At 33.7% G+C, this 9,863-nt stretch carries 8 protein-coding genes; 1 reads left to right on the forward strand and 7 read right to left on the reverse strand.

Annotation, left to right across the window (positions count from 1 at the left end; genetic code table 11):
- The first annotated feature begins 3 nt into the window (after positions 1-3).
- Complete coding sequence (locus tag PQO00_RS02000; RefSeq protein ID WP_274183143.1) at positions 4-627, forward strand: HmuY family protein; 624 nt, start codon at positions 4-6, stop codon at positions 625-627.
- A 522-nt stretch (positions 628-1,149) separates the two neighbouring features.
- Here the strand turns inward: PQO00_RS02000 and PQO00_RS02005 are convergent.
- The 7 genes from PQO00_RS02005 to PQO00_RS02035 form a co-directional block, all read right to left on the reverse strand.
- Entirely contained in the window at positions 1,150-3,003 is a 1,854-nt protein-coding gene (locus PQO00_RS02005) for a SulP family inorganic anion transporter (protein WP_274183144.1), read from the reverse strand.
- Between the two features lie 201 nt (positions 3,004-3,204).
- A complete protein-coding gene (locus PQO00_RS02010; RefSeq protein ID WP_274183145.1) occupies positions 3,205-3,873 on the reverse strand; it encodes a DUF2490 domain-containing protein in 669 nt (222 codons plus the stop codon).
- A 25-nt stretch (positions 3,874-3,898) separates the two neighbouring features.
- Positions 3,899-4,528: a carbonic anhydrase family protein gene (locus PQO00_RS02015; RefSeq protein WP_274183146.1), complete on the reverse strand. Its 630-nt coding sequence runs from the start codon at positions 4,526-4,528 to the stop codon at positions 3,899-3,901.
- 22 nt (positions 4,529-4,550) lie between these two features.
- Complete coding sequence (locus PQO00_RS02020) at positions 4,551-6,131, reverse strand: SulP family inorganic anion transporter (RefSeq protein ID WP_274183147.1); 1,581 nt, start codon at positions 6,129-6,131, stop codon at positions 4,551-4,553.
- A gap of 92 nt (positions 6,132-6,223) precedes the next feature.
- Complete coding sequence (locus PQO00_RS02025; RefSeq protein WP_274183148.1) at positions 6,224-6,520, reverse strand: hypothetical protein; 297 nt, start codon at positions 6,518-6,520, stop codon at positions 6,224-6,226.
- 56 nt (positions 6,521-6,576) lie between these two features.
- Positions 6,577-7,335 carry an SH3 domain-containing protein gene (locus tag PQO00_RS02030; protein ID WP_274183149.1) on the reverse strand — a complete coding sequence of 253 codons (759 nt, stop codon included), beginning with the start codon at positions 7,333-7,335 and terminating at the stop codon, positions 6,577-6,579.
- 1 nt (position 7,336) lies between these two features.
- Entirely contained in the window at positions 7,337-9,112 is a 1,776-nt protein-coding gene (locus PQO00_RS02035; protein WP_274183150.1) for a BatD family protein, read from the reverse strand.
- Positions 9,113-9,863 lie beyond the last annotated feature (751 nt).

The following is a 9,863-nucleotide window of genomic DNA, read 5'->3' on the forward strand; positions in this document are numbered from 1 at the left end:
ACTATGAAAACAATCAAATTTTTAACATTAGTAACATTATTTATAGGACTTGCTTCTTGTAGTAGTGACGATTCTAAACCTTTATTAGAAATAACCTCCAAAACCATTTCAAATTTACATGCACCTCAATCTGGCGGGCAGGGACAACCTGCATCAGGAGTTTTTACAAAGTTTAATTTTGCAACGGGTGTGGCAACAACACATGAAACCGATTGGGATATTGCTTTTAGGGGCACTTCTATTATTGTAAACGGTGGGGCATCTTTAGAAACAACAGATGAGCCTAATAGAACAGGCCAAGCTGCTGTTTATATTGCTAGTGGAACCATGGCATCTATTACAGATGTTGACACCTCTTTATTTGTACAAGATTCTAATACAGGGTATGCCATTACCACCGGAAGCGGAAATGGATGGTATACCTACTCGGGGCCACCAACACATTTAATTACTCCCATTCCTGGAAAAATACTAGTGTTTAAAACAAGGGATGGAAAATATGCCAAGGTTGAAATTTTAAGCTATTATGAAAATGCCCCTGCAAATCCTGATATTTCCATTCATGCAACTCCGTATTATACATTTAATTATGTTTATCAGCCAAATGCAGATGTCACCGCATTTTAATGGTGGGCGGTAAGAGATTTCAAAATTAAAAGCATAACTCCTCGAGCACAATCGAAACTTAGTCCTATTGAAATTTGAGCTTATACCAGTTCTGATTTAAATTTACTCAAAAGAAAAGTAGTAGATTATTGACTTAGATGCTGTTTTATTGAGTAAATTTAAGTTAGAAATGGTTTTATTTAAAAACCGCTCGTTAAGCTTCGCTAGGGACCTTTAATAATTTTATATGTCGATAACGCTCGAGGAGATAGCTTTTAGTTTATACTGCTTTTTGAGTCTCTTTTATAATCAATGATAAAAGGGATTATACCAATTATGAATTAAAATGAGCTACTGAAAACGACATTGCTTATTTGTTTTTGCCTGCTGCGTGTTATTTGCATAGCCTAAGCTATGGAAATGATGAGCAAAGTGATAAAACGAATTAATGAATGAGTTTGAATTGCGTATTTTAATTCATAATTGGTATTAAACCCAAAGCAAACCCTAGATACTCAAATAAGTTCTGCACATGATGCAGGATTAGCTCTTATTTGCTTTAATCCAAGCCATACATTGGTCAAAGCGTTTAAATATATGCTCTCTTGGAATTAAATCAGGAATGATATCAATGCGTTCCATCATATATTTTGGCTGCCTTAATAGACCTACAAACAGCACCTCCACGTTTTTTTTATTTAATTCCTGTAACATATCTTCCATAGCATATAGCCCAGATTGATCCATATACTGCATACGTCCTAACCTTATAACTACTGTTTTAGCAGTATCGGGGATTTGGGCGGTAAGTTGCTGAAAATCGCTCGTTGATCCAAAAAAAAGTGGTCCTTTAAGGTGCTTTATAAAGACCTCTTCTTTTAAATTATTTGGAAAACTGACTTCATCTGACCAGACTTCTTCTTTAAGTGGTTTCACATCCGAGCGCTCTGCCGTTAGGTCTCCAATTTTTTTCATAAATGACAATGAGGCAATTACAAGCCCAATGCCAACAGCAAAGATTAAGTCCCAAAAGGTTGATAAAATAAGTACGACAAGCATAATCAACACTTCTGAACTTAATTTAAATGGCCCCATATTAACATCTTTCGGTAAACTAGGGATGGCCTTTAAACCTCTATAATCCATAACACCAATCCCAACGGTTACTAAAATACCCGCTAAAACGGCTGCTGGAATTTTTGATGCTATACCACTAAGGCCTAATAATATTATCAATAATAACACACCTGCTATCATACCTGATAATTTGGTTTTCCCTCCTGAATTAATATTTACAACAGTACGAATGGTAGCTCCTGCTCCTGGAATACCTCCAAAAAGAGCTGCTATACTATTACCAATGCCTTGACCTACTAATTCTTTATTGGGCTTATGCTTTGTTTTTGTCATATTATCTGCCACCACACTGGTTAACAAAGAATCGATCGCCCCCAAAAGGGCCAAGGTAAGGGCCGTAAAGAAATAAGGTGTCACCGAACCCAATTCAAACCCTGTAAAAATATCCAATCGTAATTGAGGCAATCCATCGGGGATGCTTTCAATAGGTCTATAATCTAAACCAAAACCAACGGCAATACCAGACATAACAACTAAAGAAACCAATGTGCTTGGTACTGCTTTTGTAATACGCTTAAAACCATAAATAATAAAAATAGTTCCCAGAGCTAATATTAATTCTAACCAATTTATGTTTTGTAATGCTCTTGGTAATACTTTTAATGCTCCTACAGTCCCCGATGCCTCTTTGGCCGCTAAGGTCTGCGATTCATTTAAAATCTGATCTTGGGAAATATCCTCTGCTCTATCAATAGTTTCTTTAAAATTTTCAAGGACCAATATCCCCTCACCTGCTTCTTCTTTTAAAATATTTTCAAGAATCACCTCTTCCGCCTGTGGCTTAAACTGGTTTACAAATTCTGCATCTTCTTTGGGATAGTATCCTAAAGAAGGTAAAATTTGCGTTATTATAATAATAACGCCAATAGCCGTCATAAAGCCCGATACTACGGGATAAGGAATATACCTTATATATTTTCCCAAGCCTAAAACTCCGAGGCCTATTTGCATGAAACCTGCTAACAAAAACACAAGAAGTATAGCAGGTAAAGCTTTATCGACATCACCGTCATTAGTAGCAATAATACCTGCAATTATTACCATGCTCACAGCAGTCATTGGTGCTGTTGGTCCAGATATTTGAGTACTGGTACCACCAAAAAGAGCAGCAAAAAAGCTAATAAAAATAGCTCCATACAGTCCAGCACTAGGACCCAAACCTGACGATACGCCAAAGGCCAATGCTAATGGTAATGCTACGATTCCCGCAGTAATGCCTCCGAAGGCATCTCCTTTAATATTTGAAAATAGAGTCTTCATATTATATCTTTTATGGTTTCTAATTTAACTCAAAATTTATAAAAAAGCTGTGTTAAAATATTTATTTTAAATATAATAAAGAACCCCTTAAGAATCATAATGCATTGATTTTCGGAAATATAAAACTCCCTACCTATCGACAAACAAGCTCACTTTGACCTGAATGGCAAAATATGACACTTTTTAGACCTTTTATAACATCTAAAAAGTGACAAATGTGATAATGTTAAATTGGTCTCTACTGCTGGTTTCAAAAAACTGATTCATATAACCTGCCTCTAACCTTATGCTCTTATTAATATTATAGCCAACGCCTGCATAAAGTCTATTTCTATCGAAAATAGACGTTCTGGTATTTAAAAATATTTCATTGTATGCAGAAAAATAATATGGACTGTTTTGGTTTTCTTCATTGCAAAAAGGGATGTTTATCCCTAAAAAATAACGAAAACGTAATTTAAAATCGTCTTCAACAAAACGTTGTTCAAATCTATAACGGTGATTTAATTTTACACGGCCTACATTTTGTTTTGATGTAAACTGCTGAAAAATTCTATGTTCGTTCACAGAAACCTTATCGTCTGTATTACCTATATAGTTTTCAGAAAGGATGTATCCATATCCTAATAGTACATTATTCTTGTTTTCATTAAACGTATAGCCCAGCCCCGTTCTTAAAAGCAACTGTTCCAAATCTCCAATGGCATCATAATTTCTGTATTGAACTTCGTTATGGATATTCCATTTTTGGTTAAGCTTTTTATTGCCTATGTATATTAACCAATTACCAAAATGACTATCTTGACTTTGCATAAGTAAAGGCAGCATTAATATTAACATTAATGCTGCCACACTTATTTTTTCTTTCATACTTTTCTTTTCCATCTATAAAGTATTACTCATAGAATGTCACGGCACCTGAATGGATATCGTACATAGCACCAACAATCATAATCTCACTACTATTCTTCATATCTGCTAAAATATCGCTTTCTTTCATGATTCTTTCAATGGTCAATTCCACATTTTTCTTTGAAACATTATCTACAAATTCCAAATTCCTTGAATTTCTTAAACTGTCATCTGTAGGTTCTGAAACCGCGTTTACTGCCGGTGTGATTTTTTCAATAAGTTTTGTTAAATTACCCATTTTAGCATTGTCGCAAGCGCCTTTTATAGCACCACAACTGGTATGGCCCAATACAACTATGATTTTGGTTCCAGCCAATTTACAAGCAAATTCCATGCTTCCTAAAATGTCTTCATTTACAAAGTTTCCTGCTATTCTTACACTAAAAATATCTCCTAAACCTTGATCGAAAACCAATTCGGCCGATACCCTGGAATCTATACAACTTAAAATAGTTGCAAACGGAAATTGCCCTTCACTCGTATCATTTACCTGTTCCAGTAAGTTTCTGTTTGCTTTTAAATTACCTAAAAATCTCGTGTTTCCTTCTTTTAAATATTGCAATGCCTTCTGAGGGGTCATTGTTGCCTGTGTTTCTCTTGTATGTGCTTTCATTTTTATATTTTTAATTACTTAATTATGCTGATTTGGGTCTTAATTTAAAGAACTCAATGTAACTGGGAGGGTTTTCAACGGTTCCCCGTTCGGAAACTAACTTGATATCAATGTTTCTTTCTTTTGCTTTAAAAGCAAAATCATCGAGAATCTCAATGATATCATTATCTAAATATCTTGTCTTTCTAACATCCAATTCTAAAAATGAATTATCTGGAATTCTATCTAATTCTTTTAAAATAGCTCCTTTATTAAAGAAAGTCACTTCTTCGGCTAATGTCATTTTTATTTTTCTATCACCGTTCTCTCCTTCTTCTTTATGTAGAAAATGCGAGTTTTGGTAACTCTTTATCAAAATAACAACAATGCCTACAATTAAACCTAGTGCCAGACCGATTAAAAGATCTATAAATACAATACCCAAAACAGTTACCGTAAATGGAATAGACTGCTTCCATCCTAAATCGTACATTTTTTTAAATAATGAAGGTTTGGCCAGCTTATAACCAACAATTAACAGGATAGCCGCTAAAACAGATAGCGGAATCATGTTCAATAGTCTCGGAATTAAAATTACCGAAATTATTAAGAGAAAACCATGAATAATTGCAGACAGTTTTGACACACCTCCCGATTGAATATTTGCCGAGCTTCTTACAATCACTTGCGTTATTGGTAAACCTCCTATCATCCCTGAAATAATATTACCGGTTCCTTGGGCCAATAACTCTCTATTTGTTGGGGTTACATTTTTATGAGGATCTAATTTGTCTGTTGCCTCGACACACAATAAAGTTTCTAAGCTTGCTACTAAGGCAATTGTAAAGGCAACAAGCCAAACATCTGGATTCATAATAGCTCCAAAATTAGGGAAACTAAATTGACTAAAAAAAGATGATGCGCTTTCGGGAACAGGAACTTTTACCAAATGTGATGGTGAAATTCCTAAAACCTTATGAGATTGTGTTAAGGCGAAGAAAATAATTCCAACGACAACAGCTACAAGTGGTCCTTGTATCAATTGAAATATTTTACCTTTTTTAGATAGGACTTTATCCCAAAGTATTAAAATACCCAGTCCTATTAAGCCTATTAACGCCGAGCCTAATTTTATATGGTTAACAGTTTGCATTAATTCTGAAAAAGTTCCTTTGCTATCTACTTCAAAGAAAAATAAATCACCTTCTGGATTGGAATCATAACCAAAAAAGTGAGGTATCTGTTTTAAAATAATAATGATCCCTATACCTGTTAACATGCCTTTGATGACTGATGATGGAAAATAATATCCAATAATACCAGCTCTTAAAACTCCAAACAATAATTGAATAACACCTCCCAACACGACAGCTACTAAAAAGTTTTCGTAGCCTCCCAATGTTCCTATGGCGGCCAAAACGATAGCTGCTAAACCAGCTGCGGGGCCACTAACCCCAATTTTAGAACCACTTAACATCCCTACAATAGTACCTCCAACGATACCTGCAATTAGCCCCGAAAATAATGGCGCTCCACTTGCTAGTGCAATACCTAAACATAATGGTAATGCAACAAAAAATACGACTATACTCGCCGGTAAGTCATTTTTAATAGTTTTAAACATAATTATAAATAAACTTTACTCCTTGGTAAAAACCAAAGAGTGATTAACTTGACAAAAAGGCTTTTAAAGCCAACAAAAATTTAAATTATAAATTATGCGTAATCTGGAGGGGGGGAAATAAGGTTTAAATGAGGCTTAGGGTATTTTTTAAAATAATACTCTAAGTCGTTCTCTGTTTCGTTCGAGGCAAAATCTAATTCGTTTACATGGAGGTCAAAGAACAAAACCTCTACATTTTTGTTTTTTTTACCCCCTTTTTCTTCTTCTTCGGATAAAGAAAAGAAGAAAGAGATATCAATAGAATCGTCTAATATGGCAGTAATAGTTGGTGTTGTTAAAAACAACATAAAAATTATCGAAAAGCATATAGAAATTATATTTCTAGACATTCTATCTATTAAAAATTTTGAAAGACAAATATATGTCATTTTTTGTTAAAGAAAACCTAAATATGGTTTAACAATTTTATATCTTTTGAGTCAATCCAACCCATTTTACCATCCGAAAGCTTAATCTTTTTCCAATCGTTATATGATTCCAATACTTGTATTTTAGTGCCTTCGTGCAATCTAAAAGACTCTTCGCTTCTGGAGTTAGGGTCGCTTTTCACTTTACTTTCTTGCGCAAACACAATAGCTGGATTGTCTTTTTTATCTAAATTATATTTATGAAATGCCAATACGAGTGATAGACACAATAAAAGTAGTGATGTTATACTCCCTATAAATGTTAAACGTTTTCTCCATGTTGAGTAAGCGAAATAATAAATGAGAAATAAAACAACAAAACAAAATACCAACCCTATAGCTGTTTTTGCCCAATTATCAAAACTCATTGTATTGGTAATACTTTTCAAGAGCTTTGATAGTCCTGCTTCAGGAATAACATCTATAGCATCAATGGTCATGTTCTGTGCAAACGATAAATTGTTCTTAATATCATCATCATTAGGAGCCAATTGTAATGCCTTTTCATAAAAATAGACACTTGGCGCGATATTGTTTAATTTATAATGTGCATTTGCCAAGTTAAAATACAAATCGGCCGAATGGTTCCCTGTATCTAAAATAGCATTATAATTATCTATCGCCTCTGCATATTTACCTTCGTTATACAGCGCATTGGCTTTTTCAAATAATACCTGATTTTGAGAAAAAGCGGTTAAGCTTAACAAAAACGATACGATGTAAAAAACTTTTTTCATGTTAACGTGCTTGTTTATCTATTAAAGAAATTGTTTTTGCTGCCTTATCATAATCTTCTTGCATGGTAACAATATCTATTGGTGTGTATCTTGCTAGTTCGCAATTTTCTACAATGGCAATAAAATCTTTTATTGCCCCATCAGCGACTTGTCTTTCTTTTAGTAAACTATTGATCTTATCCTTACTTAAATCGCCTGTTTCTATATGTAATCTTGCTTTTAAATAATTATGTAATGCTTTTTCTAAAGCGATATAAAAGGCTTCTTTTTTACCAAGTGATTTTTTAGCATTGCTTAAATATTTCTTTGCCAGTTTATCTGCTTTCCTAATTCTATTTCCATAGACATCGGCATCCCTACTGGCTTTTCTCTTACGGACAATAATCGCTATAGGAATGACTAAAAAGGGCAATAATAATAAGCTCCAGAACAAATTTGTTTTAAAGAAATAAGTTGATTTTGTGCTAATAAAATCTGTTTTGGTTTTTATAAAGGCAAATTGATCGTTATTTAAAACAACCCGTTGTTTAGCGTTATTTGTAGTATTTCTATCTGAAATCCCATTGGCATTATTTGTAGGGCCACTTAATACGTCAATTACAATTTCGTCGGATGATAAGCGCTTATAACTTTCTGTTTCTAAATCGAAATATGAAAAAGAAATACTAGGTATTGGATACTTACCTTTGTATTGTGGCACCACAGTATAACTGTCTGAAATATGACCTCTCATTCCAGATAGATTTGTCTTTACTTCCTCTTTATGCTCTGGCTCATAAACCTCTAAAGAACTTGGTAATGAAATTTTTGGTAATTTAAACAGCTTTAAATTCCCGCTACCACTAACACCTACTTTTATTTGAAATGATTCAGAGGCATCTAATTCTTTTTTAGAAGTTACGACATCAAGCTTGAAATCGCCCACAGCTCCTGCAAAATCTACTGGCTTACCTGCCTCTGGTAAAGGCTTGACATTAATTGTTTTATTACCCGCAGAAACCCTTTTGTTAACGCGTGTCATTAAAAGGCTTCCAAAAATATCCCGTCTATTGGAAGGCACCCGTAAAGCAATATCCAAACTTAATGGCTCTATATTTAGCTTACCTGTTTTTTGAGGATATAATACTGCTTTTCGCAAAATTAAAAAACGATAATCTTTGCCATTATAAGTGCCATTTTGAACTTTTTGCCCTTGTGTGTTTATGTTCTGGCTCCAAAAGTCATTATATCTTGGACTATCGATCTCGTTCCAATTATCAACGGCTATGGAAGGTGATACATAGAGTTTATAAACCACTGTAATGGCTTCGTTTAAATAGGGGTTCGTTTTTGAAACTTCTGCTACTAAATGAATGTTTTCCGAAGCTATATAATTGGCGTCATTGGGATCTTTTGGTTTGTCTACTGCCGCAGTAACTTCAATTTTTAAGGGTAATGTTTTATAGGTTTCTCCATTAATAGTAATGGTTGCCTGTTTAATAGTGAAATTACCCCGTTTTTTTGGTGCTAAAAAATAACTATAGGTCTTTTTATAAGTTCTCACACCATTAATCCAAGAGTTGCTTACCGATTGATTGGGGCCGCCTACTACTGTGAAATCTGAAAAACTGGGGGGATTAAAGTTATCCCCGTCTTTGTTCATTTCAAAGTCAATACGTAAGCGTTCGTTAACGCCTAGTTTTTGCTTACTTGCTTTGGCTTCAAATTTAACCTGCGCAGAAACAATACTTGTTGTAAGTACTAATAATAATATGGGTATGTGTTTAATAAATTTCATAATGATTAACGATTTTAGATTGATGATTTTAGATTGACGATTTACGAAGGCTAACATTCGTAATTCATAAATCGTAATTCATCATTCGTAATTCGTTTTACCGTTTTCCTTTTATTCCATTGTGATTAACGATTTTAGATTGACGATTTTAGATTGATGATTTACGAAGGCTAATATTCGTAATTCATAAATCGTAATTCATCATTCGTAATTCGTTTTACCGTTTTCCTTTTATTCCATTGTGATTAACGATTTTAGATTGATGATTTTAGATTGACGATTTACGAAGGCTAACATTCGTAATTCATAAATCGTAATTCATCATTCGTAATTCGTTTTACCGTTTTCCTTTTATTCCATTGTGATTAACGATTTTAGATTGACGATTTTAGATTGATGATTTACGAAGGCTAATATTCGTAATTCATAAATCGTAATTCATCATTCGTAATTCGTTTTACCGTTTTCCTTTTATTCCATTGTGATTAACGATTTTAGATTGACGATTTTAGATTGACGATTTACGAAGGCTAACATTCGTAATTCATAAATCGTAATTCATCATTCGTAATTCGTTTTACCGTTTTCCTTTTATTCCATTGTGATTAACGATTTTAGATTGATGATTTTAGATTGACGATTTACGAAGGCTAACATTCGTAATTCATAAATCGTAATTCATCATTCGTAATTCGTTTTACCGTTTTCCTTTTATTCCATTGTGATTAACGATTTTAGATTGACGATTTTA

The organism is Flavivirga sp. 57AJ16, assembly GCF_028736925.1.
Lineage (GTDB): Bacteria > Bacteroidota > Bacteroidia > Flavobacteriales > Flavobacteriaceae > Flavivirga.

Excerpts from the sequence above, each read along its gene's own strand:
- PQO00_RS02005 (WP_274183144.1), bottom strand. The coding sequence starts at position 3,003 with ATGAAGACTCTATTTTCAAATATTAAAGGAGATGCCTTCGGAGGCATT.
- PQO00_RS02000 (WP_274183143.1), top strand. The coding sequence starts at position 4 with ATGAAAACAATCAAATTTTTAACATTAGTAACATTATTTATAGGACTT.
- PQO00_RS02035 (WP_274183150.1), bottom strand. The coding sequence starts at position 9,112 with ATGAAATTTATTAAACACATACCCATATTATTATTAGTACTTACAACA.
- PQO00_RS02020 (WP_274183147.1), bottom strand. The coding sequence starts at position 6,131 with ATGTTTAAAACTATTAAAAATGACTTACCGGCGAGTATAGTCGTATTT.
- PQO00_RS02030 (WP_274183149.1), bottom strand. The coding sequence starts at position 7,335 with ATGAAAAAAGTTTTTTACATCGTATCGTTTTTGTTAAGCTTAACCGCT.
- PQO00_RS02015 (WP_274183146.1), bottom strand. The coding sequence starts at position 4,528 with ATGAAAGCACATACAAGAGAAACACAGGCAACAATGACCCCTCAGAAG.
- PQO00_RS02025 (WP_274183148.1), bottom strand. The coding sequence starts at position 6,520 with ATGTCTAGAAATATAATTTCTATATGCTTTTCGATAATTTTTATGTTG.
- PQO00_RS02010 (WP_274183145.1), bottom strand. The coding sequence starts at position 3,873 with ATGAAAGAAAAAATAAGTGTGGCAGCATTAATGTTAATATTAATGCTG.